Consider the following 24,775-nt stretch of genomic DNA (forward strand, 5'->3'; position numbering starts at 1 on the left):
CAGGCGAAGACCGCCCCTCATCCCTGCGCCGCGTCCCCGCGCGCGCGGGCAATCGTGTGGATGAGCTCGCGCGCGTCGAACGGCTTGTGCAGGCACGCGTACCCGCCCTTGCTCATGATCGCGCTGACCATCTCCGGGACCGCGTGGCCGGTCATGGCGATCACCGTGACGCGCTTCTTCAGCCCCCGCATCTGCGCGCACGTCGTCACGCCGTCCTGATCGGGCATGACGAGATCGAGCACGCAGACGTCGATCCCCCGCTCGCCCCGCTCGATGACGTGCTGGACGGCGGCCCGCCCATCGTGGACGGCGAGGGCCGACAGCCCCGCGGCCCGGAGCACCGCCACGATCGAGTCGGCGACCTTCGGGATGTCGTCCACCACGAGGACGGCCGGCGAGTCCACCGCGCGGGCGACGATGCGCGCGAGGTGGTCCATCGAGAACGGCTTGTGGATCACCGTGTACACGCCCTCGGCGATCGCCTCCTCGATGAGCCTCTCGAGCGCGAACGCGGTCATCAGCACGACGGTGAGCTCCGGCTGGATCCTCTTGAGCTCCCGGAACGTCTCGACGCCGTTGAGCCCGGGCATGCGGATGTCGCTGATGACCAGCGTGAACGCCTGCTGCCGGACGAGCTCGAGCGCGTGGATGCCGTCCCTCGCCTCCACCACCTCGTAGCCCTCGAGCTCGAGGCTGGCGGCGAGCGTGATGCGCATGCCCTCCTCGTCGTCGATCACGAGCACCCGCTTGCCCCGCTGCGCGGGCTCCTGCACCTGCATGGCTTGCCCCCCCGTCATGAGCCCTGAGTTCCGGTCGGCGAAAGGGATGGCTCTGCGGCCTCCGGCTCCTCGCGCACCGGCAGCCCCACGACGAAGGTCGTGCCGTTGCCGAGCGCGCTCGTCGCCTTGATGGTGCCGCCGTGCCGCTCCACGATCCCGGCGCTGATCGCCAGGCCGAGGCCTGTCCCCTTCAGCTTGGTGCTGAACAGCGGCTCGAAGATCCGCGCGAGCGTCTCCTCGGAGATGCCCGTCCCATCGTCGACGACCGAGAGCGTCACCCCGTCGCTCGTCCGCTCCGCGGCGATGCGCACGCGCCCCTCGCGCTCGGCCGGGATCGCCTCGGCCGCGTTCTGGATCAGGTTCACGAGCACCTGCCGGAACTGGTCCTTGTCGATCTCCACGACAGGGAGCGTGTCCGGTACGTCGTTGTCGACGCGCACGCGCGGCGGGATCTCGACGACCGAGATGGCGTCGTCCACGAGGGGCCTCAGCGCGCACGCAGCGAAGCGCGGCCGCCGCTCGCGCGCAAAGTCGAGCAGGTTGCCGATGATCTTGGTGCAGGCCGCGAGCTCTTTCTCGATGATCGAGAGGAACTGCGTCACGCGGGGCTCCGCCCCGAGCTCGGTCCCGGCGAGGCGCTTCTTGAGGTAATGGTTCGCGTTCCGGACGGCGCCCAGCGGGTTCCTCAGGTCGTGACCGACGCTCGCCGCGAGCTGCCCCACCGCCGCGAGCTTCTCCATGCGCATCTTGGACTCCTGGGCGTCGCGGAGGCTGGACGCCATGTGGTTGAACGCCGCGCTCATGCGGCCGAACTCGTGATCATCGAGCACCGAGAGGCGCAGCTCGAGATCCCCCTGGGCGATCCGCCGCGAGCCTTCGATCAGCGCGTTGAAGCCGCGGTCCACCGAGCGGAGGAGCCGCCCGAGGAGCACGACGAGGACGATCAGCGCGCCGCCGGTCGCCGCCGCGCCGAGCAGCGCCACCCGCGCCCGGAGCTGACGCTCGTCGTCGAGGATCCTGGCGACGTCGCGCTCCGCGTCGTGCACGGCCGCGCTGATGTGCGGGAGGAACCTCGCCTTGTACTCGCGGTCGGAGAGCTGCACGAACATCTCGTGTCGCTCGTTCGTGCGCTCGCGCTCGACCTGGATCGTGGTCGCCACGCCTTCGGCGATGCGCTCGAAGCTCTCTCGCATGAAGTGGATGTGCTCGATCTCCTCCGCCGATTCCTCGTCGCTCTCCCTGATCTCCTCGTCGGCGATCATCTCCCTCTTGCGCGCCTCGATCGCGGTCAGATCGCGCGCCGTGTCCTCGGCCGCGCTCGTGAGCTCCGCGCTGGCGCTGCCGTGGAGCACCGACTTGATCGCCTCGTTCATGTAGCGGCTGGCGTTGCTGGCGAGGGTGACGTGCAGCTTCAGGTCCTCGTAGGACGCCTCGGCGCGCCGCTGAAAGACGAGCATCTCCGCGATGGCGACGTAGAAGGCGCCGCCGGCGACGAGGACCGCCGCCAGCGCGACGCCGAAGATGGCGGCCAGTGTGGCTCGAATGCTCATGGGGAGCGGCTCCTGCTTGCGTGCTTCACGTGGTCGTCGCCGTCGCCCGCGAGCTCGATCTCCCTCGTGACGAGGAGCATGAGCCCGGCGTCGGGCGTCTCCCCCGCGAGGCCGAGCTCGAGCGCGGCGCCGAGCTCCAGGCCGGGCGTCGGGTGCCAGAGCACGCCGGGCGCGATGAGCAGCGACGTGGTGTCCTCGAGCTCGGCGGCGAGCTCCACGGTCGGGACCACGTCGCCGAGCGGCAAGATCACGCCCAGCGAGGCGCCGGGGCTGAGCTCCGTGGCGTCGCGCCCCGCGGTTGGGAGCCGGATCTCGGCCGACGCGGAGATGCCGACGTGGACGCCCCCGATCGCCTTGTCGAGGCTCACGAACGGCTCCAGCGCGTACCCCGGCGCGCCGAGCTCGCGCGCGCCGGCGGGGAACCCGGCCCCGAGCCCCGCGGACAGCGCGAGCCCGAGCCCCCGCTCGTTGACGAGGTTGTACAGGGCCTCCAGCTCGACAGAGCCGAGCCCTGCCACAACGCCGCTGTCCTGGCGCGCGAGCTCCAGGGGAAGCTCTCCCCCGAGCTGCAGGCGATCGGTGATACCGAGCTCCAGCAGCAGCGGGATGCGGAAGCCGACCTGGCGCCCGTCGCGCTCCCACCTCGGCGCGCTCGTGATCTGCAGCTCGAGCGCCTCCTGCGGAAAGGCCGTCTCGCCAAGGAACAGCTCCTCGATCGGCGGCCGCGCCGGCTCGTCCTCTGCCTCCGTCCGCTCCGGCTCCGCGGGGGCGGCCGCCGTCGACGCGACAAGGAGCGAGACCAGCGAGGCCCGGGGGCGCACACGCCGCGCGGAGGTCCCGGCCGCTGGCTCCCGAGCCGCCGGCGCGCACCGCGAGCGCCCCGCGGGCTGACCGCCCGCGCTCACGGCGCCGGCTCCGATCCGGCGTCGCTGAGCACCGCCGTGGCGGCGAGCGGCAGCGCGATGATGACCGACCTGCCGTGCGCCCGAGGCTCGACGGCGAGCGTCCCGCTGTAGCGACGGGCGACCCGCCTCGCGATGTTCAGCCCCAGGCCGGGGTGCCCCGCCTTGGTCGTGTAGAACGGCTGCAGGATCGCCTCTCTGTCCGCCTCGCAGGGGACACCCGCCGCGTCCGTGACCTCGATGCAGTACCGCGCGCTGCCCGCGGTGCCCCGCACCGTGACCACGCCGTCCCCCGGCGTCGACTCCACGGCGCTCTCGATCAGGCACCGCACCGCGACGGCGAGCTCGATCGGATCGGCCTCGACGTCGCCGTCCTGAGCCGAGAGGACGATGCGGGCCCCGGACGCGCCGATGCGCGCGCACGCCGCCGCGCGGCGCACGCAGCCCGCCGCGCTCACGCACACGCTCCTGCGGGTGAAGAGCCTCGCGGCGTCGACCGACTCCTCGAGCCGCGCGCTCGCCACGACCACCTCCTCGTCGATGATCCCGAAGAACTCCTCGATCCTCGGATCCGCCGTGTAGGCCGCGTCACGCGCGACCTTCCGCTTGATATAGAACGACGCATTCCGGACGATCGCAAAGCGGTTGCGCAGGTCGTGACGCAGCACGGACAGGATCTCGTCCGCGACCGCGGCCTGCTCCGCCGCACCCAGGGGATCCCAGCTGTTCATGCCGTTCCTCGCTCCTCGGCCCTCGCGAGCAGCGCGGCTCGCCTGTCGCCGCCAACGAGGAGCACTCGATACCTTCTCTGCACCATCGCGCCGACGCCGCCGTCGCCTCGACCGTGTGAGAGCTTGGGATGAGTTCTTAAAGACTCTGACACAAGCGCCGTCTCCCTGAAGCCATCGCGCGCCCGAGCCTCGCGCCGCTGCGTCGCGGGCGCACAAGAGCACGCCTGGCTGATCCGTGCCATCGGCCACGTCTGCACGTCTGCACGTCTGAACGCCTGTACGCCTGGTGCGACGCCACCCCTCAACCAGCGTCACCCTTGATAAACATACGTGACAAAGTTTGTGTCAGTCAACGGCATAATAATGCCCTCCACACCACATCTCCGTTCAACGGATTTCCGTCCACCTTCCGTCCTCGTGCTCCTTGCGCTGCCTTGCCGTGATTGCCGTGGTTGCCCAGCCAGCTGGCCAATCCGTCGCCGGACATCGCCGTGTGTCGTGAACGAACCGCCGCGGGTCTCCTCTCCACGAGCGTGGCGTCGGTGCGGTGGGTGGACAGGCGGGCGCGCTCGACGGCGCGTCCCGGGGTGACGCGGCCAGGAGCGGGCGCCGAGCGCCACGCCTCCAAGCGACGGCCGCTCGCGCCAGTGCTCGCGTGGGCCTCGATTCTGCCACTGCTTCAGATTTACGATGGGTGTGCTTCGGAGCGCACCCGGCAAGCAGATCCGAAAAAAAAAGCGCCTGTCCGTGATTGGTTGGGAGCCGTTCCCGACACAGTGACGCGAGCCGTGCTCGCTCCCCGTCGCCCCCGCCGCTCGCCTCGCCGGCGTTGCCTTGCCGCTCGCGGTGCGCCCTGCGCCCTGCAGCGGTGCGCGCTCGTCGTGCCGCCGGCCCGGCACCTCGACCGGACGTGCCCTGACGGCCTGCGGGACCGGGAGGCGAAGGGCCAGCGCCATCCGGCGTGGATGGGCTGACGCTCATGTCGTGACTGGAGGAAAGGCATGTTGATGGACTGGAACGTTCGATCGGCCGCGCGCCGGATGGTTGCCCGGGTGTCCTGTCTCGCGCTGCTCACCGCCGCCTGTTCCGCCGATCCGGAGGCGGCCGCGGGGGGCGCCGGCGGAGGCGGGGGGACGGGCGGCGCGGGCGGGAGCTCGCAACCAGAAGGGAGCAGCTCGAGCGCGAGCGCGGGTAGCACCGCGGTCTCGGCGGGCTCCACCGGCGGCGCGGGGGCCGGGGGCGACGCGCCCGCCGGCTCGGGAGGCTCGGAGAGCGCTTCAGGTGGGCCGAGCGGCAGCGGCGGCGCGGGCGACGGCGGCGGTGGCGGCGCGGGAGGCGCGGGGCCGCTGCCGGACATCACGATCTGGATCGCGGGAGACTCGACGGTCGCCAACGGGCAGACCCCCTGCCCGGCGGGCTGGGGCGGCCAGTTCGCGGCGCTCTTCGACGACCGGGTCACCGTGGTGAACAGCGCCGTCGGGGGCCGCAGCGTGCGCACGTGGCTCTACAACGTGCAGACCACCATGGATAGCGCGGGGGAGTGCGAGCTCGCGCGCGACTCGAGCGGCGAGCCGGTGCTGCAGGCCCGCTGGGTCCAGATGCTCGACGGCATGAAGCGGGGCGATTACCTGTTCATCCAGTTCGGCATCAACGACGGCTCGCGCACGTGCGATCGGCACGTGGGGCTCGACGCCTTCAAGTCGAGCTACGGGATGATGGCCCGCGCCGCGGAGGAGCGAGGCGCCCAGCCCGTGTTCGTGACCCCTGTGAGCGCGATCTCCTGCAGCGGGAGCACGGCCCGGGGGACGCGCGGCGGCTACGTGACCGCGACCCACGAGGCGGGCGAGGAGTACGGCGCGCCGGTGATCGACCTGCACGAGCTCAGCGTCGCGCTCTACGACACCCTGGGCTTCTGCCCGGTCCCCGGGGGCGACGTCAGCGCGACGACCAGCGGCCCCGTCGGCGATTTCTTCTGCGATGATCACACGCACTTCTCGCGCTCCGGCGCCGAGCAGATCGCGAAGGTCATGGCCGGCGCCGTCCGCGATCAGAAGCTCGGCCTGGCCGCGTACCTCGAGTGATCCGCGCCGGCGCGCGCCGGCCAGAGCCGCACCGCCCTCGCGGTGCGGGCCCCCTCAGGACCTGACACATCCCCTCATTTTGTTGGCGCTTTGGCGAGAAAAGAAATTGAACAGGGAGGCGGGGAGACGGGGAGATTGGTGGGATTTTACTCCCCGTTTCCCCGCCTCCCGATCCAGGGGATCCAATTGTCGAAGGCTTCCACGACCTTCTTTGAGCTCGCAGGATGCCTGAACTCCATGTCTACTTCCTTGCCGCCCCGTCAGTTTGCGGGGTGGAAGCGCAGACCGACAGGGCCTCGGTCATGTGATCCATGAACGCGCGGACGCGGTTCACGTTCCTCACTTCGGGGAGCGTGAGGAGCCAGAGGTCGCGGTCGTACGCGGGGTCGATCGGACCGACGCGCGAAAGCCGCGGGTCGCTGTCCGCCGCGATGCAGGCGAGGAAGTGCGCGCCCACGCCCGCGGCGACCGCCTCCTGGATCGCCATCGAGCTGAAATCCACCCGCATCGCGATGCGCGCGGCCGGAACGTTCGCCGCCAGCCACGCGTCGAGCCAGCGCGGGTCGAGCCGCTCGTCCCAGTGAATCCAAGGGAAGTCGGAGTAGCTCGCCTGCGGTCCCGCGCGCTCGACGAGGGCCTTGCTCGCGTACACCGCGAACTGGATGCGGCCGACCTTGCGTCCCACGAGGTGCTCGGGGGGCGAGCTCGTCATGCGCAGCACGACGTCCGCCTCGCGGCGCGGCAGGCTGACCTCGCTGTCGCCGGCGGCGACCGTCAGCTCGATGCCCGGGTAGCGCTCGGTAAACGACGAGAACGCCGGCTGGTACGCGCGAAAGAGCATGTCCATCGTGGACACGCGAAGCTTTCCCTGGAGCTGCGCGTCCCGGCCGAGCACCCGCGCCTCGAGCGCAAGCAGCTCGGCCTCGGTCCGCTCGGCGACCTCCACCACGTCCTGGCCCGCCGCCGTGGGCTCATAGCCGTCGGGCATCTGCGCGAAGAGCCGAACCCCCAGGCGCTCCTCGAGCGCTTTGATGCGGCGCGCCACCGTCGTGTGGGTCGTCCGCAGCGCGACGCCAGCTCGGCTCAGCGTCCGATGCCGCGAGAGGGCGAGCACATGCCGCAGGTCGTCCCAGTCCACCTGTGCACCGTTGCACAGCGAGTCTGCCAGTTCAATCAGCACTTGAATGCGGACGACCCGCTATCGACCAGTACCAGCTGGTTCACTTCCACGATGCAGACGAGCGCCACGCGCATTCGAGCCTGGGCCATCACCGCCCGAAGTAAAGGCTGCTACGGGCGCTTGGAGCCCTGCGGGAGCTTGGCGCCGTCGAGCTTGGCGCCGTCGAGCTTGGCGCCAGTGAGCTTCGCGTACTGCAGGTCCGCGTCGCGCAGGTCGGCGCCGCGGAGGTCGGCGCCGTCGAACTCGGCGCCGGAGAACGCGGCGCCGGCCAACTTCGCTTCGCGGAGGTCGGCGTTCGAGAAGACGACGCGGCCGCAGCGAGCGCCTTCGAGATCCGCCCCGCGGAGGTCGGCGCGGCGGAAGACGCAGTCGTAGAGATCGACCCCCTCGAGGCGCGCGTTCGAGAGCTTCGCCTCTTCGAACGGGATCACCATGAGGTCTGCCTTTCGCAGGTCGGCTCCCGTGAGATCGATGCCCGAGAGCTGCACGAACCCGCCGCTCAACGTGCGCCAGCGCGACCGCCAGCGGTTCCAGCGCTCGATGCCGTCTTTGACCTCACCTCGCAGCATCGCGCGCGACTCTTCGAACGTAGGGAGCAGCATCTCGATGAGCTTCTTCTCGCTCAGCTTGATGACTTTGTCGCCCTTGGCGATGCGCGCGTCGATCTCGGTCTCCGCCTTCGACGGGACGTGCTTCGCGTACGGAATACGCGCGCCGACGAAGTGCGTCGCGTCCTTCGCCTTCTTCGCGACCGCGCCGCCGAGCTCGAGCAGCATGTCTTCGCGGAACTCGCGCGACGTGCGCACATCCATCGCCGAGCTCTGGAATTTGCCTGCGTAGAGGATGCAACTCCCGGCGAGGCGCTCCTCGAACATGCCCTGCGGCTTCTTCTCCGCCAGCGGGGTGAAGCCGAGATCGAAGGGAGCGACACGCTCCTTCGTGCCTTCGATCGTGCGGATGGCGAGGTTGCCGTGCCCGTCGATGTGCGCGATCTCGGTCCCGTCCTCGGACGCGGTGAGCGGGAGGATCTCGAAGCCGTGGAACTCAACGTCTTCCGGAGCCTCGGGCTCGTCGAGCCATTTGCCCTTCTCGGCGTCGGCCGTCCTCGTACGACCGGCGGAGTCGACGACGACCGCGCGGGCATCGTCCATGAACGCGACCTGACCGAGGCGCTTGTCTGGATGGGAGAGGGTAGCTGTCACCTCACCCGAACGCGGATCGATGAAGACGAGCGCGCTGTCCGACGAATGATTGCTGATGACACGATCGATGCTGACGGCGATCCATCCGACGCGCGAGACGGCGACGCCGCCGCAGTACTCGGGCGCACCGCTCTCCAGCTCGATCGTATGGACGGGTGTCTCCGGATCGTCGAGCCGCCAGATCCGGACCGCGTCGGACACCGAAACGGCCCAGGTGTCGTCGGACCCGAACGTGCAGGCCGACACCTTGGCGTCGTGCGAGAGCGTCGCGGCGCGGACGCCGCGCGCACGGTCCCAGAGCTCGACGTTTGACCCGACGGGGAGCATCACCGTCTTTCCGTCGCGCGAGACCGCCACCACGCCCTGGGGAGAGATCGCGTCGTTCGCGAAGATCGCCTCGCTCTTGTCGGTGATCTCGCGCACCACGACGGCGTTTTCGGGCTCGACGATGAGCAGCTCTCCCTGCGGGAGGTTCGCGAGCGCCGCGGTGCCGCGCGCGCGCCGCTCGCTGACTGTGCCGTCGGTCCTTCGCCAGGACCAGATCCCCGACGAGCCGGCGACGACGACGCGCTCGCGGCCCAGCGCGATCGCGTGTGGCGCGTTGATCCCGAGCTCGCTCGAAGCCGGCTCACCGTCCGAGGTCCAGATGCCGATGCCAGACGCCGTCGAGCCTGCGGCGAGCCACTTCCCGTCGCGCGAGAGCGCCATCGCGGGGCCCTGGCCGTACGCGTGGTGGCGAGGCGTGCGGACGCGACGGATCTCCGCGCCGCTGCGCTTCCACCAGCGAAAGTAGCGATCGTTGCCTTGCGAGACCACCGTCTTGCCGTCGGCCAGGAACGCGAGCCAGCGACAACCGGCCGGCCCCGCGTCCTGCTCGCCCGAGCCGTAATCTTCCTGGAAGCGATGCGAGCCCAGGAGGCGGACGGGCTCGAGCGATGCGCCGTCCCAGAGGTGGACGTCGCCTTGTCCGTGGCCGCCGGCGAGCACGCTGCCCTCGGGTGAGAACGCGAGTGCGAGGATCTTGGAGCTCTTTCGTTGGGCGAGCTCCTTCTTCGACTTGCGATCGAAGACGCGGACGATGCCCTTCTGTCCGCCGGTCGCGAACGTCGCTCCGTCGGGTGAGAAGGCGAACGCGAAGATCTCGCCTGCAGGCTCGCTCAGGTCGTGAAGTCGTTTGCCGGTACGCGCGTCGAAGACGTTGGCGACGGAGTCTCCGCCGTAGGTCGCGACGCTCGCGCCGTCGGCGCTCACGGTCGCGAAGGCGAACTCCTTCGTCGCCTTCTCTCCGAGCTTCCACGAGAGCTCGCCGTCCTGGCCGAGGCGCGCGATGGAGCCACGCGCCCACAGGAGAAGGTCGCCGTCAGGCAACGCGAAGACGCCAGTGAAGCAACCGGTCACCGTCTGCTCGTCGAGGGCGCGACCGTCGTCGACGGCGAAGCGATGCACCTTCGTGCGCTTCTCGCCGGTCACGAGAGCCACGAGCGTTTTTGAGTCCGGAGAAAAATCGAGACCAGTGAAGTTGCCGGGCGCGTTGAAGCGGGTGGCGCCGAAGACCTGTCGGATCATCGAATCGAATCTTATTCGAATCCGTTGCCTTTCAGCGCTCCACCGGCCGTCATTTTCGGACGTGCAAGCCGGCGCGCGCACATGGGGTGGCCATCGGAGCTTGACTGGCGTTGATGTCGCCGCCGAGCCCACCGCGATCGAGGACGAAGCGGTATTCGGGCGACCAGCTACCGGTCCGGCCGCGGATCGAGTACTTGGTCTCGGTGACGCGCCATCTGCTCGGCCTCTCCGCGCTGATTTCCGGCCTCGTCCTTGCCGGATGCAATGCGATCTCGGGTATCGGCAGCCTGACCTTCGACGGCGTGGGCGCGAGCGGAGGGGGCGGCGCCCCGCCTGGCGATGGGGGTGGCGGGTCGGGCGGCGACGGCGGTGAGGCGGGCGGCGGCGGTGAGGCCGGCGGCGCGGGCGGCGGCGGTGAGGCCGGCGGCGCGGGCGGCGGCGGTGAGGCCGGCGGTGGCGGTGAGGCCGGCGGCGCGGGCGGCGGCGGTGAGTGCGACGGGGAGCCGTGCCCGACGCCGACAGGCGTCGACGTCGTGGGGCAGACCTACACCGAGCTGCGCGGCAGCCCCGGTACGGCCACCCCGGCCATGGACAGGTGCCCGGAGAGCCAGGTGCTCCTCGGGTTTCGAGGGTCCCTGGGACCGCTGGGGGAGTCGTTCATCCATGCCAAGATCCAGGCGCAGTGCGGCCACCTGGAGCTCACGGGAGACGGCCCGTACACCATCACCAGGATGCCCGGCGACGTGACCCCTTTCCGGGGCAGCGAGGGAACCGAGCCCTGGGAGATGCTGTGCCCCGAGAACGAGGTGGTGGTGGGCTTCAGCGGTTGGTCTGGCAGGTACATCGATGTCCTCTTCATCGCTTGTGCGCCGCTCCTCGTGACGGGACGTCCCGGCGATCTCCGCGTCGAGGTCGGCCCCGTCACGTGGCCGGACGGCGTGGGCGGCGACGGCGGCAGCGAGTTCCCGGACACCTTCTGCGGCGCAGACCAGGTCGCGAACCTCGTTCAGACCGTCGTCGAGGGCGGAGCCATCGGCGCCTTCGGCCTGGGCTGCACGACGCCCTCGCTCACGTACTGACCCGCCCGCGCTTGCGCCGAGGACGCGCTCTTCTCATGTGTCAGGTGCGAGAGCTCTTGCGATCCGACGGATCGCAACGGTTCGCTCCCGCAGAATCGTTCCGTCAGAACCCGATGTCCTCGCGGATGGCAACCACCATCTTGCAGTGGTTCACGAGATCGTCCGTCGTCTTGACCTCGGTCGTGTAGTTGAGGCCATACGGCCAGAAGTGCGTCGAGTCCGTGTGCACGACGTCGCTCTCGTTGCCCGTGATGGCCCTGAGCTGGCGCGTCGCCGCCTCGCCCGTGAAGACGCCGTCCACCACAAGCGCGCCGAACTCGCGGCTGCCGACCCCCACGGTGTGACCGATCTCGTGCATCGCGGTGATGTAGTTCATGGAGCTCGTCGCGCCGAACCTGATGGAGCCATTGACGTTGCCGTCCGCCGTCGCGACCGACGGCACGTAGGACACCGACAGGCGCTTCTCGATGCTCGTTTGACAGTTGTAGTACGACAGCGCCTCATCCATCGCGCTCGTGATCTTGTCGTACGCAGACTGCTGCTCCGCTGTCGGCGAGGCGACCTTCGCGAGCGTGTAGGTGATTCCCCCCGTCCCCGGGCAGCCGGCGCCCGCGCCACCCGCGCCGCCGTCGCCCGCGCCACCCGTGCCCGCTTCGCCCGCGCCCGCGCCACCCGTGCCCGCTTCGCCCGCGCCCGCGCCGCCGTCGCCCGTGCCGCCCGTGCCGCCGGTGCCAGCGCCGCCGGTGCCCGTTTCGCCCGCGCCCGCGCCGCCGCTCCCCGAGGCGCTGCCGCCCGTTCCACCGTCTCCGCCTCCGCCGGTCGCGCCGCCTCCCGAGGTGTGTCCGCCGGAAGCCGCGGCGCCGCCGCTCCCGCTGGCGACGCTGCCGGCGTCCGCGGGGCTGTCATCCGAGCCCGCGCACGCGACCGGACCAGCCGCCGCAAGCGCGAGCAGAACGATGTGGGTCGCCAGTTGCCTCAGCATGTTTCGTGCTCCTTCCACAAAGGATTGAAAAGCATTGAATCGTCGCGCACCGCCCAAGGAACGCTCTCGGCTCCCCGCGCGCGGCGAGCGCCGACGAAGTCCGCATCACCGCCCTCTCACCGGCCGTGCCAGAGGTCAACTCGCTGCTGTTCACCGCGACTTGCTCGGTCGTCGCGCCACCAGCCACGATAGAAGATTGTAACTGAATCGAACACGCAGGCGGAGCTCGGCCGCCGCCCCGCGAGAGGCGCGCCCGCGCACGCCTGCCCGGCTCCCTGCAGCTGATCCCCACGGAGCCGACCGGACGCGAGCGTCTTCCGGGGTTTCTTCGCCGATGGCGCCGGAACTCGCTCGGCATCGACGGACGTCGACGGAGTACCACCCTATATGCACCAACGTGAGCAGCGAGGTCGGCCGTGGACAAGCTCTGCTGACGAGATCGACAGCCGCTCTGTCCAAACGCTTCCTCGATGAGGTGGGCCGATCGGCGCGGCGCGCCGCCCTCCCCGGATCACGCCCGCTCCTTCGGTCGCGCCGGGCCGCCCGGCGGAGGGAGATGGGATGAGCCACAGCGCGATCGCCTCGGGCGCCGTGTTCCAGGAGCGGTACGAGATCGTCTCCGCGCTGCGCGAGAGCGGCTTCGCCGACGTCTACAAGGGGCGTCAGCTCGCCACCGGACAGGCGGTGGCCATCAAGGTCATGCACCCGATCCGGGGCAGCAAGTCCGCCGACGTCGCGCGGCGCTGCGCCCGCTTCCACCAGGAGGCGCGGTTCTGCGCGCAGCTCCACCACCCCAACATCGTCCGGCTCATCGACGCCGGACAGACGGACGACGGCACCCTCTACACCATCTTCGAGTTCGTGCCCGGCCACAACCTGGCGGAGGTGCTGGCCAAAGAGATCGCCCTCGATCCGCGCGAGGCGCGGTACCTGATGCTCCAGGTCCTCGACGCCCTCGGCTGCGCCCACGGGCAGAACGTCGTCCACCGCGATCTCAAGCCCAGCAACATCATGATCGTCTCGACCGGCGCGCGGAGAAACGCGCTGGTGCTCGACTTCGGCATCGGCGCGGTCATCGCCGGCGCCATGGAGGGCGTGGACCCCAAGCTCACCCCGAGCAACGAGATCCTCTGCACGCCCGCTTATGCGGCGCCAGAGCAGCTCCTCGGGCAGCCGGTGAGCGTGCGTTCGGACCTGTACGCCTGGGGGCTCGTCTTCCTCGAGTGCCTCACCGGCAGGCCGTCGATCACCGGCAGGTCGGTGCAAGAGGTGCTCTTCCGGCAGGCCAGCCCCGAGCCGATCCCGATCCCTCCGGCGCTCCTCGGGCACCCGCTCGGCGCCCTCCTCCGGCGCGCGACCCTCAAGGACATGTCCGCGCGCGTCGTCACGGCCTCGGGCCTGCTGCGCGAGCTCGAGGCCTGCGACGTGGATGCGCTGAGCGTCGAGGACCTCGCCGAGCCCGCGCGAGAGCCGCGCTCGCCGCCCGCCCCGACCCAGAGCGCGGCGGACGCGAGCCCGTGGCGCCGCGTCGCGAGCGAGACGGCGCCGCTCGACGCGTCCCCGCAAGAGCCCCGGGCGCTGCCCAGCGACCACGCGGCGGCCGAGACGATGCCGTCTCCGGCCACGCCCCGGCGCGTGGACGCGCCGGCCCCGCCGGGGACAGAGGGACCGGCGCTGGAGCGACCCGACGGTGAACGGCGGCCCCTCACCGTCGTCTGCTGCACCTTCACGGCGTCGGGCCCGGGGCTGAAGACCACCGACGTCGAGGAGATCGACGATCTGCTCGACGAGCAACAGGACGCCTGCGCCGAGATCGCCCGCCGCCACCGAGGGCGCTTCGCGGGCGCGCTGGGGGATCAGGTCCTGCTGCACTTCGGCTATCCCTCCGCGCAGGAGGACGACGCCCGGCGCGCCGCCCGCGCGGCGCTGGAGGTCGTGGCGGACGTGAAGGCGCGCAGCGCGCAGCTCACGGCGGCGCGGGGCGTGGCGCTCGAGGTCCGGATCGGGCTCCACACCGGCCTCGTGGTCGCCGGCCAGCTCCATCGGTACACGCAGCACCTCGGGACGACACCGCAGATCGCGGCCCGGCTGAGCGCGGTCGCGGCGCCGGGCACCGTCGTGGTCAGCGGAGAGACCTTCCGGCTCCTCCGGAGCCGGTTCGCGCTCGAGCCGATGGCGCCGCCCGCTCTCTCGTCCGTCGCGCGCCCGCTCGCGATTTACCGCATGGGGCAGGAGATCCCTCCCCCGGCCCAGGACCAGGACATCGCCGGCCGCGACACCGAGCCGCTGATCGGGCGGAGCCAGGAGCTCGATCTCTTGCTCCAGCGCTGGGGCCAGGTCCGGCAGGGCATCGGGCAGAGCATCCTCATCACCGGCGGCCCCGGGATCGGCAAGTCGCGCCTCACCGGGGAGCTCGTCCGGCGGCTCCACGGCGAGCGGCACAGCTGCCTGGAGTGCCGCTGCGTGCCCGATCAGCGGAGCAGCGCGCTCTACCCGTTGATCGAGCTCCTGGAGCGGTTGATCGAGACCGGCCGGGACGACGCGCCGGGGCGCCGGCTCGCCCGGCTCGAGGCGCTCCTCTCGCGCCGCGGCTTCGACCTTTCGGAGATGGTACCGCTGCTGGCGGCGCTGCTGTCGATCCCCCTCGACGGGCGCTACGCCGCCCCGCTGGGCCCGCCGCTGCGGCAGAAGGAGCGGACGCTCAACGCGCTCGTGACGATGCTCTTCGACATGGCCGAGGAGCAGCCCGTCCTGTTCCTGGTCGAGGATCTGCAGTGGGCCGATCCGACGACCCTCGAGTGGCTGGGCGTGATGATCGCCGACGTGCCCTCGGCGCGGCTGATGGCGGTCTTCACCGCCCGGCCCGAGTTCTCGCCGCCATGGTCGATGTCGGGCATGCTCCAGATCCAGCTGAGCCGCCTGGATCGATCGCACGTCGAGCACCTGGTGGCGCGCCTCGCCGGCGGCCGGGCCCTGCCTGGGCCCGTGCTGGCGCAGGTGGTCGACCGGACCGACGGCGTCCCGCTCTACGTCGAGGAGCTGACGCGGATGGTGCTCGAGTCCGGGGCGCTCGTGGAGGAGGGGGACCACTACCGCCTCGCCGAGCCGCTCTCGGCGCTCGCGATCCCCACGACGCTGCGGGGCCTCCTGGTGGCGCGCCTCGACCGGCTCGGCAGGGCGAAGGAGACGGCCCGCATCGCCGCGGCGCTCGGCCGGGAGTTCTGCCAGGACGTGCTCTGCGCCGTGTCCGCGCTCGACGGGGAGCAGGTCCAGGAGGACCTCGATCGGCTGCTGGCCGCGGATCTCATCCACAGGAAGCGGCGGCTGAACAACCCGACGTACCAGTTCAAGCACGTGCTCCTCCGGGACGCGGCCTACGAGTCGCTCTCGAAGCGGAGCCGGCGGAAGGTGCACGCCATCATCGCCCGGACGCTCGAGGCGCGCTTCCCCGAGATCGTCGCGGCGCGGCCCAACCTGCTCGCGCACCACCACGCGGCCGCCGAGCAGCTGGAGCGGGCGATCGCCTACGCGGAGATCGCGGCGGAGCGCGCGCTGAAGCGGCCCGCGAACGCCGACGACACCGAGGCGATCGTCCACGTGACGCAGGCGCTCGGCTGGCTGTCAGCGATCCCGGACGCGCGGGAGCGCGCGCTGGCGGAGCTGCGCCTGAACAGCCTGCTGATCCTGGCGCTCATCGTCCGGCGCGGGTACATGCCGAAGGAGCTCGAGGCCGCGGTCCACCGCTGTGAGGAGCTGAGCGACGAGCTCGGGGAGAGCTCGATGACCCGGCCGACGCTGTGGGCGATGTTCTGGTACCACCACATGCGGAGCCATCGCCGCGAGGCGCGGGCGATCGCAGAGCGGTGGCTCGACCTGGCCAGGCGGTCGCAGGACACCGCGCAGCTGGTCGCGTCGACGGTGCTGCTGGGACAGTGTTCGTTCTTTGAAGGAAAGCTCGCAGAGGCCCGCCAGCAATTCGATAGCGGCATCGCGCTCTACGACCCTCAGGCACATCGGGAGCAGGCTTTCTTCTACGGCGTCGATGTCAAGGTCTGGGGCCAGTACACGCTCGCGGTGGTGCTCTATCTGATGGGCTGTCCCGCCCAGGCCCTCGCCCACGGGCAGGCCGCGGTGGCGTGGGCGCGCGAGCTCGATCACCTGAGCAGCCTCGGGATGGCGCTGCTCCACCTGGCCGGCGTCTACCACTATGGCCGCGAACGGGGGCAGGTCGCCGCGGTGACCGACTCCGTCCTTCAGCTGACGGAGCATCAGCAGCTCTGGTTCAGGGTGCACTGCTGGGCCCTGCGCTGCTGGGCGCAGCGCGATCTCGAGCAGCTGAAGCAGCACGTGGAGGCGATCCGGGACGCCGGCCAGCAGACAGGCCTGTCGTACTGGCTCTCCCTCGTGGCGGAGCTCGAGGCCGAGCGCGGGCAGCACGAGGCCGCAATCGAGCAGCTCGCGGGCTGTCTGCTGCTCGCCGAGGAGTCGGGAGACGTGTACTACCTCCCGGAGCTCTACCGCCTGAAGGCGCTGTCTCTCCGCGCCTCCGGCGCCGACGCTGAGCAGGAGAGCGAGCGGTGCTTGCGGCGATCGATCGCTATCGCGCGCGAGCAGGGCGCGCGAATGTTCGAGCTGCGCTCGACGCTGGCGCTCTGCCGAATGCTGGCGCAGCAGGGCCGGCGCGACGAGGCGCGCCGTCTGCTCGGGGAGATCACCGACTGGCCTGTAGAGTGCACCGATCTTCCCGATTTTGCCGAGGCGCGAGCGCTGCTCCAGGAGATGATCGATTGATCTGCCTCGGCGCCACCTCGGGCGCTTTCATCGCGCTTGCGTTGCTTTGCATTGGATGCGCGAGGGGCTCGACGGCGCGCGGCGCCGGTCCAATGAGCTCTATATCCCATGCCAGCGCCTGCGGCACCGGCAATTGGAGGTAGCCATGTTTTCCCATCAGTCATCCAAGTACATGTCCAGGATGCCGGAGGCCGACAGCCATCCCGCGCATCTCGACGAGGAAGCGCGCCCCCCGCCCGAACGAGGCGCGATGGCGGAAGGTCTCTTGGAGCTGGAGGGAGCGTGGCTCTGCGCCGTCGCGATCTGCTGGGAAGATCCGACGCAGCTCGATCGGCTGAAGCGCGATCCGCGGGGCTTCTTGATGGCTCGCTGCGGCTATGGGCTGCCGCCGGGGCTCGACCTCACCATCCGCGACGCGCCGGAGCCAGGCTCGCCGGGCGGCGACGCGCTGCGCTTCTGCGAGCAGCGCAGGGGCTGGGACCCTTCGGCGGGCGCCATCACGCTCTATGTACCACCGCCGCCGGCGCTGGACGATCAGCCCGTCGCGCTGGCCGAGCTCGCGAGCGACCCCGGGTCGTTCGGCGTCATCTGCTGAGTCATCCATCGATGCCGTAGAAGCTGGCAGCGTTGTCCCAAAGGATCTTGCGGAGGCACTCGCCGGGGAGCCTGCGGCGGAGCGCGAGCGCCCGCTCCACCATGCCGGCGTCGTGATCGATGTGGGGGAAGTCCGTCCCGAAGATCGCCCTGTCCTCGCCGATCCACGGGATCGCCTGCTCCAGACACGGCTCGTCCGGCTCGATCTCGACGAAGCACTGGCGGCGGAAATACGCGGACGGTTCGCGGAGGACGTGCGGCGCGACCTCCTCGGCCAGGCCCCGGTACTCGATCTCGTCGAGGCGCCAGAGCCAGTAGGGCAGCCACCCGCAGCCGGCCTCGAGGAAGGCCACCCGCAGGCCGGGGTGGCGCTCGAGCACGCCGCCCTCGATGAGCGCGAGCAAGGCCATCATCTGCTCCATCGGGTGCGAGCAGGCGTGCAGGGCGAAGCGGCTGCGGAAGCGATCGGCGCCGGCCGCCGGCAGGGAGGCGTGCGCGCCCTCGTGGATGGCGACAGCGATCGAACGCCGCTCACACTCGGCCCAGAACGCTTCATAAGCAGGGTCGCCCAGCGTCCGCCCCGCGACGGGGTTCGGCCGGAGCACGACGGCGCGGAAGCCGAGCGCGGCCGCGCGGGCGAGCTCGGGCACCATCTGCGCCGGATCGTGCGGGCTCATCAGGGCCACGCCCCGGAGGCGCGAGGGGTCGTGATCGCAGAAGCCCCGTAACCAGGTATTGTACGCGCTGGCAAATGCGCTCGCCAACGCGGGATCCAGCGGGGTCATGCCGAGGAGCGCCAGCGCGAGCGTCGGGTAGAGGAACGCCACGTCGATGCCCTCGCGATCCATGTCGTCGAGCTGCGCCCGCGGTTGTTCGAGCGGCCCGAGCGACGCGAGCGCTCCGAGCCGCCGGCGGCCGGCAGCGGCGATCGCGCGCCAGGTCCGCGCGCTCATCCGGTGATGGACCGGCCGGCCATCCACCATCGGCTGCGGTGGGAGCCGGAGCAACCCCTCCGGCCCGAGGTGCGCCACGCGGTCGGCCAGGGGTTCGCCCTCGCCGGCGTACGCGAGGTAGGGCGCGTGAGCGCGGAGCTCCGGATCGAGGTGAGTCTTCCACAGATCGAGCGGCTCGATCACGTGACGATCCGCGTCGAGGATGCGATAGCCGTCGCGCACGGGACATCTCCTCTTCTGCTGCTGCTTCTGCTGCTGCCGAATCCTCCGGACCTGGTCTGGTGCCGCGGGTTAGAAATCTTGCCAGGGATCCGGAGAGAGATTTCAACGCAAAGACGCAAAGACGCAAAGGCGCAAAAAAAATTAAAATATTGATTCTTTCTTTTGCGTCTTTGCGCCTTTGCGCCTTTGCGTTAAAATCTCTCTCTCCGGATCTCTGGCGAACGGAACGGAATCAGACGACCAGCGGCACCGGGTTCAGGTCTTCTTCCCGGTTCGCCCGATCGAGCCACCCGAGGCGGACCGGAACGTCGTAGAGGCGCCCCGGCCCGAAGCGGGGCCAGAAATGCCGGAGGCCGGGAACCGCCACCTTCACGGCGCACAGACCGGTATCGGGCCGCGTCTGGTCGAGCACCACGGTCTCCAGGCCGACGCGCGCCGCGCGCTCCACGCAGTCGATCACGTCGTCTCGCAGGTCGTCGCTCCGGACAACGGGGTAGTCGCCGAGCGCCCGCGCCGGGGCCCCGCCGTCGGGGAACAGGTAGGCCTCGGCGGTCAGGGCGGCGCGATCCCAGCCGCGGGCCGGTGCGAGGTCGCGGGGGTCAAAGAGCTGATTGAGCTCGGTCAGCGCCCGCTGCACGCCGAGGCGGGCGTCGTGATGACAGCCGAAGCCGAGCGTGAGCCGGGCGGAGTCCGCCGCCCGCGCCACGGCGGCGAACGCCGGGAGGCCGAGATCGCTCGTGACGTCGAGGACCCAGAGGCGCCAGCCGAGACCGCGGTAGTGCCCCTCGAGCGCGTCGAAATACGGATCTCCGAAGCTCTTGAGATCGACCGCGGGGCGGCGGGCGCGGTTGTACCACCAGAGCGCGACCGCATCCCGCTCCACGAGCTCCAGGAAGCCTTGCAGGATCGCCTCCTCGAGGCAGTTGCCCGCCGCGTGCCCGCTCGGGTTGAACGAGCAGAACGGCTCGCCGGACGCCGCCGGCACGTGGAGATAACAGGCCGCGGCCGGGAGGTAGCGCCGCCTCCCGTGGGTCAGCGACCACGCAGGAGCCCAGTCGATGACGGCGCCCGGGTCGTACGGCAGGGGGACAGCCAGCCTGGGATCGCCCGGCGGGGCGCCGGCCTCCCTCGCGCCGAGCTGCGCCGCGCTGAAATGGTGCAGGGCGTCCGGAGGGATGCCGTCGCCGCCGAGCTCGGCCAGGCGCGCGCGACGCAGGGGCTCGTCGCCCTGGTAGGTCGCGCTGTAGCGCTCGATCGCCTCGCACAGCGCGCTCGCCCTGGCCTGGGCGGGGGAGCGGCCCTTGCCGCCGCTCGCCCGGTGGAAGTCGCCGAACGCAGGGGCGTCTCCCGCCGGGCAGACGCGGTGGATGGCCCCGTAGACGGGACGGAGCGGGTGATCGCGCCCCTCCACGGGGCCCAGGCTCGCGACGAGCCCGGTCGACGGGCTCACGTGGCGGAGGACGCGCTCCAGGGTCTCCTCGGGCGGAACGGCGCGGTGGCCGCCGTCGTCGGTGAAGCGCTTCGGGCGAGGCTCCAGCACCACAGGCGCGAGCGCGCGCGCCCGCGCGCCCTCGGGGTCGCCGCAGGCCGGGCACTGGGGCCGCCGCTCCACCGGGTGCTCCGCGATCCGCGCGCGCGAGAGGTCGAGGCTATAGAGCCGATCGTCGAGCGGCCCCGCGCCTCCCGCGGCGATCCAGCTCGAGACGAGCACGGCGGCGAGCCCGAGCGCCGCGTGCCGGCCCGCAGGCAGGCCGACGAGCGGCGGCAGGAGCGGCTCGCGACCGCCACGCCGCCGCTCCAGGTACACCTCGACCGGCCGGTTGTGCCGTACACGGTGCGCGAGGCAGGCCCAGCACGGCCCAGCGCCCGGGCGGAACACCGGGCCGATCCACGGCTCGACCCCGCCAGGCTTGATCGGCAGCCAGCGGAGCGCCTCCCGGAGCGCGCGCCGGTTCCACGCGTCGAGCGCGGTGTCCAGGTAATCGTCGGTCGCCAGGACGACGAGCGCGGCCTCCGGCTGCACAACGATGCCCGCCTCGGCGAGCGCGCCGGCGAGCGCCTGCGGGTCCTCGCCCCCCACCGCCCGCACGGCGACGGGCGTCGACGCGAGGCGCTGCGCGGCGCGCGCGGCGTCCGCCCCCAGCGCCTGCCAGAAGCCCTCAACCTCGGGCGCCGACGCCAGGCACTGCGCGGCGCGCGCGGCGTCCGCCCCCGGCGCCTGCCAGAAGCCCGCGTCCTCGGGAGCAGGCGCGGTCTCGGTGACGTAGCCTCGCTGCTCCAGCCGTCTCAGGGCGTAGCGGACCTCGGCCGCGGAGACCTCGCCGTCGAGCGCAGCGACGAGCTCGTCTGCCGTCCGCCGGCCGTCGAGGAGCGGCCCCAGGAGGTGAACGACACGGCCGCGGAGCATGGTGCGCTCACGCTCGCTGATCAGGAACACGGTCTCCTTGTCACCAGCGAGCTCGACGCCCAGGTGGTGCTTGAATTGCAAGGTGCGCCGGGTGCATTGGACGCGTTGGAGGCGCGGGGTGCGTGGGATGCGCTTCATGAACACCGGACCCTGATGGACAAGCTGGTGCGTCGCCGCCCGCCGGAGACGCCCGTGCTGGTGCGCAATTCAGCGTCAGCGAGCGCCTGCCTGGAACGCGGGCGAGCGGGCTCGCCGGCGCACGCCGCGGGAGCGCGCGGACGCGCGCGACGCGCCGCCCGCGAGCCCGGGGGCGAGGTCGTGTGAGAAGGGGGTGAGCAGCGTGGCAGTCATTCGCGAGACGGACATCGGCCCGGAGACAACGCCGCTGTCCAGCAGCTTCATCGATGCGATCCAGGGTGTCAGGCAGGACGATCGACGCGTCGCCCTGCTCGTCTACCACCGCGACGGCGCCGAGCGCGCCGTGCTGAGCCCTGGCGTGCCGGTCGTGATCGGCCGGGCGCCGCCGTCGCAGGTCCAGATCGGCGACGTCAGCCTCTCGCGCGAGCACGCCCGCTTCACCCAGTCCGGCGACAAGGTCGTCATCGAGGATCTGCGCTCGACCAACGGCACCTGGCTCGGCGGCGAGCGCATCACGCGAGGCGAGGTGAAGCCGGGCGAGGAGGTGATCCTCGGCAAGGTCGTGGTCGCCGTCCGCTCGATCACGGCGGCCGAGGACGAGCTGCCAGGGCTGATGAGCCACGAGCAACTCCGCGTCGCCCTCGAAGAGGAGGTGAAGCGCGCGCGGTACTTCGGGCGGAGCTTCGCCGTCGTGATGGCCCGGGTCGCCCGCCAGCCCGGCGCCCACGTGAGCCACCTGTTCCCGCGCGTGCGGGCGCTGCTGCGCCCCGTGGATCGGATCGCGCTCTACAGCTCGGACGTGGTGGCGGCGCTGCTGCTCGAGGCCGGGACAGAGGTGGCGCTCGACGTGGCGCGCGCGCTCGCCGCGCCGCCAGGGGGCGGGTCGCCCGTTGTTCTCGCGGGGTTCGCGACGTTCCCGGAGGCGGGGACCGTCGCGGAGGAGCTGCTCGATCGGTGCTGGAGCGCCGTGCGCAGCGCGACGGTGGAGCAGCCGGTGCGCTCGGCGCCGGGCGGGACCTGGAAGAGCAGCCCGGGCGCCTGCAATTTCGAGCCGGTCGTCGTGAGCTCCGCGATGCGCCGCGTCTTCGAGATCGTCAAGCGGGTCTCGCGCTCGTCGATCCCGGTCCTCTTGCTGGGCGAGACGGGGACGGGCAAAGAGGTCGTGGCGCGGGCGATCCACGACAGCGGCCCGCGGAGCGGCAAGCCGATGGTGTGCGTCAACTGCGGGGCGATCCCGCAGCAGCTCGTCGAGAGCACGCTGTTCGGCCACGAGCGCGGCTCGTTCACCGGCGCGTGGCAGCAGCAGCGAGGGGTGTTCGAGGGGGCGGACGGCGGGACGGTCTTCCTCGACGAGATCGGCGAGCTGCCGGCCGCGGTGCAGGCCGCGCTCCTGCGCGTCCTCGAGACGCGGCAGGTGACCCGCGTCGGCTCGAACAAGCCGATCGACGTCGACGCGCGCGTCGTCGCGGCGACCCACCGCGACGTCGAGGCCATGTGCGCGTCCGGCGCGTTCCGCAGCGATCTGTTCTACCGCCTGAACACGATGACGATGACGATCCCGCCGCTCCGGGCGCGCCCGGAGGACATCGAGCCGCTCGCGCTGCGCTTCCTCGACCAGGCGAACCAGGCGAACGGCCGGTCGATCCGCGGCTTCGACGCCGAGTCGCTGGCGCGGCTCCGGGCGTACTCCTGGCCGGGAAACGCGCGGGAGCTGCGGAACGCGATCGAGCGGGCCGTGGTCATCGCCGAGGGCGAGTGGATCGCCGAGGAGGATCTGCCTGAGCGCGCCCGGGCGGCGCCCACCTCCGAGCCGGCGGTGGAGGGGGAGCTGCCGTACCAGGTCGGAGAGCTCACCGCCGCGCCCGCGGGCGGGGACTACCTGAAGACGCGGCTGCAGCGCTGCGAGGCCGAGCTGATCGTCGAGGCGCTCCGCAAGGCGAGCGGGAACCAGACGGAGGCGGCGCGCGCGCTCGGCATGCCGCTGCGCACGCTCGTGTACAAGCTCAAGGCGCTCGGCATCAAGCGGCTCGGGTACGCGCCCCCCCGGGAGCCGTAGCGCGCGCCGCATCGAGGATCAGGGCACGGTCTGGAGCGCGCTCTCGGCCGAGCGGAGCGCGCCCTCGATCCCTTGATAATCGCAGTAGGCCTCGCCGCAGACATGGACGCTGCCGACAGGCGCGTTGCTGCCGGGGAGGTTGAACGCCCTCAGCCTCTCGAGGACCTCCCACGACCTGATGCCTGGCCGCCAGGTATGGGCCCCCGCCCCGTAGGGCTCCCGGCTCCAGTCGCGGATGGCCCACGTCGTCACGGTGCCGGCGGCGCGCTGCCGCCCGGCCGGATCCTGGAGGTCCACGCCGAGGTATTTCAGGAGCTGCCGCTTCAGCGCCTCGCTGCCGTCGATCTCCGCGCGATCGTGGGCCTCGCCCTGGACATAGACCTTCCAGAACTCCGTGGCCGGTCGATCGGTGTAGAGCATGATCATGCCCTTGCCGTCGCTCTCGCGGTAGGTGGTGTGGACCTCCCTGGCGGGCATCAGCGACGCGTTCCTGTGGGGCGGCGTGCGCCCCGTCCACCACGGCGCGTCCGTGACCAGGAAGCACTTGAGGAGCGGAAACCCGAAGACCGCGTCGAGATCCCGCTGGATCTCCCGGGGGAAGCAGCCGGCGAGCCGCATCAGGGGGCTGCGGGGCAAGGCGAGGATCACGTGCTTGGCGACGGCCTCCACCGTCTCCTCGCCGCGGGCGAACTGCAGGCGGATCTTCCCTCCTTCCGCTGCCGAGAGCGACGTGAGCGCGTGGCGAAGGTGGATGGCGACCTGCTCGGGGCGCCGCTCGAGCTCCCGCACCAGGGCGAGCGGTAGCGCCCGGGAGCCGCCTTCGATGCTGACGAGCGAGGCCTCCCCCTCCCCTTCGCTGGACAGCGCGCGAAGCCAGAAGACGATCCAGTCCATGGCGTTGGGGTTCTCGGGAATCAGGTGGAAGAACGTGCCCTGATCCCGGATCGCGAGCACGGCACCGTGGCTGAGGACGTCGCTCAGCGCGTTCCAGAACCCCTGTTCGTAGAGGAAGGCGCCTCCCAGCCTGGCGCCGCGGCGCATGCTGGCATAGTCGTCCTCCGCGAGGCTCCTCAGCCACTCCCGGTGCTTCTCGTCCCTGGGGTCGTCCGGGTTACCAGGGCTCGCCCACCGGGTGTCCTTCAAGATCCTCAGGATACCGAGCTTCATCAGCTCGAGCGTCGTATGGGGGCGATGAGCGGGTCCGGCCTCGTCGGGGGCGAGGGAGAACCGCGGCCCCTGGACGGGCTCGGCCGAATACGGGGTGAACGGCCTGGTCTTCAGGTCGAGCTCGTCGAGCAGCCCCATCAGCAAGCGCTGCCGGCGCTTCTCGAAGCGCATGGGGCCGCACTCGGCGAGGAACCCATCGAGGTCGACCGTCTCGATCCGGCCCCCGAACCGGTCCGAGGCTTCGAAGAGCCCGACGGTGCGGCGGGGGTCCCGCTGGGCCAGGCGAAAGCTGCAGTAGAGGCCGGTGATGCCGGCGCCGACCACGATCGTATCGAACTCTTGCACGCGGGTCCTCCTCGGTTCCTGGACAGGGGTTGAGGCCGGCGCCCCCGCCG

The 24,775-nt window shown here is 71.1% G+C and carries 15 protein-coding genes; 5 read left to right on the forward strand and 10 right to left on the reverse strand.

The window, feature by feature from the left end; translation table 11 throughout:
- Positions 1 to 17: 17 nt before the first annotated feature.
- The 4 genes from WME79_RS28870 to WME79_RS28885 form a co-directional block, all read right to left on the reverse strand.
- Positions 18 to 797 (reverse strand): response regulator, encoded by a 780-nt coding sequence (locus tag WME79_RS28870; RefSeq protein ID WP_437521265.1) that lies wholly within the window; start codon positions 795 to 797, stop codon positions 18 to 20.
- Positions 794 to 2,329, reverse strand: a complete 1,536-nt coding sequence (locus tag WME79_RS28875) for a sensor histidine kinase (RefSeq protein ID WP_437521268.1) — start codon at positions 2,327 to 2,329, stop codon at positions 794 to 796. The genes WME79_RS28870 and WME79_RS28875 overlap by 4 nt, the downstream gene beginning before the upstream one ends.
- Positions 2,326 to 3,150, reverse strand: a complete 825-nt coding sequence (locus WME79_RS28880) for a hypothetical protein (protein ID WP_437521271.1) — start codon at positions 3,148 to 3,150, stop codon at positions 2,326 to 2,328. The genes WME79_RS28875 and WME79_RS28880 overlap by 4 nt, the downstream gene beginning before the upstream one ends.
- Positions 3,151 to 3,230: 80 nt before the next feature.
- Positions 3,231 to 3,962, reverse strand: a complete 732-nt coding sequence (locus WME79_RS28885) for a sensor histidine kinase (protein WP_437521273.1) — start codon at positions 3,960 to 3,962, stop codon at positions 3,231 to 3,233.
- 1,001 nt (positions 3,963 to 4,963) lie between these two features.
- Here WME79_RS28885 and WME79_RS28890 point away from each other — a divergent pair.
- A complete protein-coding gene (locus WME79_RS28890) occupies positions 4,964 to 6,043 on the forward strand; it encodes a GDSL-type esterase/lipase family protein (RefSeq protein ID WP_437521274.1) in 1,080 nt (359 codons plus the stop codon).
- A 241-nt stretch (positions 6,044 to 6,284) separates the two neighbouring features.
- Here the strand turns inward: WME79_RS28890 and WME79_RS28895 are convergent, their stop codons facing one another.
- Together WME79_RS28895 and WME79_RS28900 are read right to left on the reverse strand one after the other, a co-directional pair.
- Complete coding sequence (locus tag WME79_RS28895; RefSeq protein ID WP_437521277.1) at positions 6,285 to 7,181, reverse strand: LysR family transcriptional regulator; 897 nt, start codon at positions 7,179 to 7,181, stop codon at positions 6,285 to 6,287.
- 152 nt (positions 7,182 to 7,333) lie between these two features.
- Positions 7,334 to 10,072, reverse strand: a complete 2,739-nt coding sequence (locus tag WME79_RS28900; RefSeq protein WP_437521279.1) for a pentapeptide repeat-containing protein — start codon at positions 10,070 to 10,072, stop codon at positions 7,334 to 7,336.
- 122 nt (positions 10,073 to 10,194) lie between these two features.
- Between WME79_RS28900 and WME79_RS28905 the strand changes: the two genes are divergently transcribed.
- The gene (locus WME79_RS28905) at positions 10,195 to 11,070 is read left to right on the forward strand and encodes a hypothetical protein (protein WP_437521281.1); all 876 of its coding nucleotides are present in this window, start codon (positions 10,195 to 10,197) and stop codon (positions 11,068 to 11,070) included.
- A 103-nt stretch (positions 11,071 to 11,173) separates the two neighbouring features.
- Here WME79_RS28905 and WME79_RS28910 read toward each other — a convergent pair whose 3' ends face one another.
- Positions 11,174 to 12,052 (reverse strand): hypothetical protein, encoded by an 879-nt coding sequence (locus WME79_RS28910; protein ID WP_437521284.1) that lies wholly within the window; start codon positions 12,050 to 12,052, stop codon positions 11,174 to 11,176.
- A gap of 561 nt (positions 12,053 to 12,613) precedes the next feature.
- Between WME79_RS28910 and WME79_RS28915 the strand changes: the two genes are divergently transcribed.
- Together WME79_RS28915 and WME79_RS28920 are read left to right on the forward strand one after the other, a co-directional pair.
- Positions 12,614 to 16,843, forward strand: a complete 4,230-nt coding sequence (locus WME79_RS28915) for a TOMM system kinase/cyclase fusion protein (RefSeq protein ID WP_437521287.1) — start codon at positions 12,614 to 12,616, stop codon at positions 16,841 to 16,843.
- 145 nt (positions 16,844 to 16,988) lie between these two features.
- Positions 16,989 to 17,438, forward strand: a complete 450-nt coding sequence (locus WME79_RS28920; RefSeq protein ID WP_437521290.1) for a BMA_0021/BMA_0022 family TOMM bacteriocin — start codon at positions 16,989 to 16,991, stop codon at positions 17,436 to 17,438.
- A gap of 1 nt (position 17,439) precedes the next feature.
- Here the strand turns inward: WME79_RS28920 and WME79_RS28925 are convergent, their stop codons facing one another.
- Both WME79_RS28925 and WME79_RS28930 read right to left on the reverse strand, forming a co-directional pair.
- Entirely contained in the window at positions 17,440 to 18,612 is a 1,173-nt protein-coding gene (locus WME79_RS28925) for an amidohydrolase family protein (protein ID WP_437521292.1), read from the reverse strand.
- 232 nt (positions 18,613 to 18,844) lie between these two features.
- Positions 18,845 to 21,100 carry a TOMM precursor leader peptide-binding protein gene (locus WME79_RS28930; RefSeq protein ID WP_437521295.1) on the reverse strand — a complete coding sequence of 752 codons (2,256 nt, stop codon included), beginning with the start codon at positions 21,098 to 21,100 and terminating at the stop codon, positions 18,845 to 18,847.
- Between the two features lie 259 nt (positions 21,101 to 21,359).
- On the opposite strand from WME79_RS28930, the gene WME79_RS28935 reads away from it, so the two are divergent.
- Positions 21,360 to 23,213, forward strand: coding sequence for a sigma 54-interacting transcriptional regulator (locus WME79_RS28935; protein WP_437521298.1), 1,854 nt, complete (start codon positions 21,360 to 21,362; stop codon positions 23,211 to 23,213).
- A gap of 18 nt (positions 23,214 to 23,231) precedes the next feature.
- Here WME79_RS28935 and WME79_RS28940 read toward each other — a convergent pair whose 3' ends face one another.
- Positions 23,232 to 24,725, reverse strand: a complete 1,494-nt coding sequence (locus tag WME79_RS28940; protein ID WP_437521301.1) for a flavin monoamine oxidase family protein — start codon at positions 24,723 to 24,725, stop codon at positions 23,232 to 23,234.
- Positions 24,726 to 24,775: the final 50 nt, after the last annotated feature.

Origin of the sequence: Sorangium sp. So ce726 (assembly GCF_051521405.1) — a bacterium.
In the GTDB taxonomy this organism is placed as follows: Bacteria; Myxococcota_A; Polyangia; order Polyangiales; family Polyangiaceae; genus Sorangium.

Coding starts and splice junctions, on each gene's coding strand:
- WME79_RS28870 (WP_437521265.1), bottom strand. CDS start 797: ATGACGGGGGGGCAAGCCATGCAGGTGCAGGAGCCCGCGCAGCGGGGC.
- WME79_RS28875 (WP_437521268.1), bottom strand. CDS start 2,329: ATGAGCATTCGAGCCACACTGGCCGCCATCTTCGGCGTCGCGCTGGCG.
- WME79_RS28885 (WP_437521273.1), bottom strand. CDS start 3,962: ATGAACAGCTGGGATCCCCTGGGTGCGGCGGAGCAGGCCGCGGTCGCG.
- WME79_RS28890 (WP_437521274.1), top strand. CDS start 4,964: ATGTTGATGGACTGGAACGTTCGATCGGCCGCGCGCCGGATGGTTGCC.
- WME79_RS28910 (WP_437521284.1), bottom strand. CDS start 12,052: ATGCTGAGGCAACTGGCGACCCACATCGTTCTGCTCGCGCTTGCGGCG.
- WME79_RS28915 (WP_437521287.1), top strand. CDS start 12,614: ATGAGCCACAGCGCGATCGCCTCGGGCGCCGTGTTCCAGGAGCGGTAC.
- WME79_RS28920 (WP_437521290.1), top strand. CDS start 16,989: ATGTTTTCCCATCAGTCATCCAAGTACATGTCCAGGATGCCGGAGGCC.